The following is a 1,777-nucleotide window of genomic DNA, read 5'->3' on the forward strand; positions in this document are numbered from 1 at the left end:
CGCTGGCTGGCCGAGCAGGGTGCCGGGCACGTCGTGCTCACCAGCCGCCGCGGCCCGGACGCGCCCGGCGTGGCGGAGCTCGTCGCCGAGCTGGCCGAGCGGGGCACCACGGTGACCGTCGCCGCCTGCGACGTCTCCGACCGCGACGCGCTCGCGGACCTGCTGGCGGGGCTCAAGGCCGACGGCCGCACCGTCCGCACGGTGATCCACGCCGCCGCCTTCATCGGCCTGGAAACCCTGGCGCGGACCGGGCTCGCGGAGTTCGGGGAGGTCGTGCGGGCGAAGGTCGCCGGCGCGGCCCACCTCGACGAGCTGCTCGACGACGAGGAGCTCGACGCGTTCGTCCTGTACTCCTCGGTCGCGGGCATGTGGGGGAGCGGCCTGCACGGCGCCTACTCCGCCGCGAACGCCTACCTGGCCGCGCTGACCGAGCAGCGTCGCGCGCGCGGCGCCCGCGCGACCACCATCGCCTGGGGCATGTGGGACTCGGTCGAGGGCGCGACCGGCAGCGACGGCGCCGACCAGATCACCCGCAGCGGCCTGGTGTTCATGGACACCCACCGCGCGCTCACCGGCCTGCGGCGGGCCCTCGACGACGACGACACCGTGCTCGCGATCGCCGACATCGACTGGGACCGCTACCTGCCGGTGTTCACCTCGGTCCGCCGCAGCGCCTTCCTCGGCGACCTGCCGGAGGCCCGCCGGCTCGCCGAAGCGGCGGAGAAGCCCGCCGCGGCCGCCGGCGAGCACGAGTTCGTCCGGCGGATCCGCGCGCTGGGCCGGGCCGACCAGGAACGCACGCTGCTGGAGCTGGTCCGCGCCGAGGCCGCGACCGCGCTCGGGCACGTTTCCGCCGACGCGGTCGAGGAGGAGCGCGCGTTCCGCGACGTCGGGTTCGACTCCCTGACCGCGGTCGAGCTGCGCAACCGCCTCGCCACCGTGACCGGCCTCAGCCTGCCGAGCACGATGGTCTTCGACTACCCGAACCCGCTGGTGCTGGCCGGCTTCCTGCAGGAAGAGATCGTCGGCGCCGCCGAAGCGGTGGCCGGGCCGGTTTCGGCGGCGGGTGCCCACGACGAGCCGATCGCCATCGTCGGGATGAGCTGCCGCTTCCCCGGCGGCGTGCGCACCCCCGGCGAGCTGTGGGCGCTGCTGGCCGCCGGCGGCGACGCCATCTCCGGCTTCCCGGACGACCGCGGCTGGGACGCCGAAGCGATCTTCGACCCGGACCCCGACGCCCCCGGCAAGGCCTACAGCACCCAGGGCGGTTTCCTGGACGGCGCGGGGAACTTCGACCCGGCGTTCTTCGGGATCTCCCCGCGCGAAGCCTTCGCGATGGACCCGCAGCAGCGGGTGCTGCTCGAAGCCGCCTGGGAGGTGTTCGAGGGCGCCGGCATCGACCCGGCCGCGCTGCGCGGCACCCCGACCGGGACGTTCATCGGCTCCAGCTACCAGGACTACGACTCGGTCGTGGTCAACAGCTCCGACGGCGGCGAGGGCCGCGCCGTCACCGGCAACCTCACCAGCGTCCTGTCCGGCCGCGTGGCCTACACCTTCGGGCTGGAGGGCCCGGCGGTCACCGTCGACACCGCGTGCTCGTCGTCGCTGGTCGCGCTGCACCTCGCCTGCCAGTCGCTGCGGGACGGCGAAAGCTCGCTGGCACTGGCCGGCGGCGTCACGGTCATGCCGACCAGCGACCCGTGGGTGGTCTTCAGCGCGCAGGGGATGCTCGCGAAGGACGGGCGGTGCAAGGCGTTCGCCGAGTCCGCCGACGGCA

General features: G+C 74.7%; 1 protein-coding gene. It reads left to right on the forward strand.

Annotated features, from left to right (window positions below):
* Positions 1 to 1,777 (forward strand): type I polyketide synthase (locus tag G3I65_RS34015; RefSeq protein ID WP_160699731.1); only part of this gene is annotated, 1,777 nt, incomplete at both ends.

The sequence above is a fragment of the Amycolatopsis sp. SID8362 genome (genome assembly GCF_010550475.1).
GTDB classification, from domain to species: Bacteria; Actinomycetota; Actinomycetes; order Mycobacteriales; family Pseudonocardiaceae; genus Amycolatopsis; species Amycolatopsis eburnea.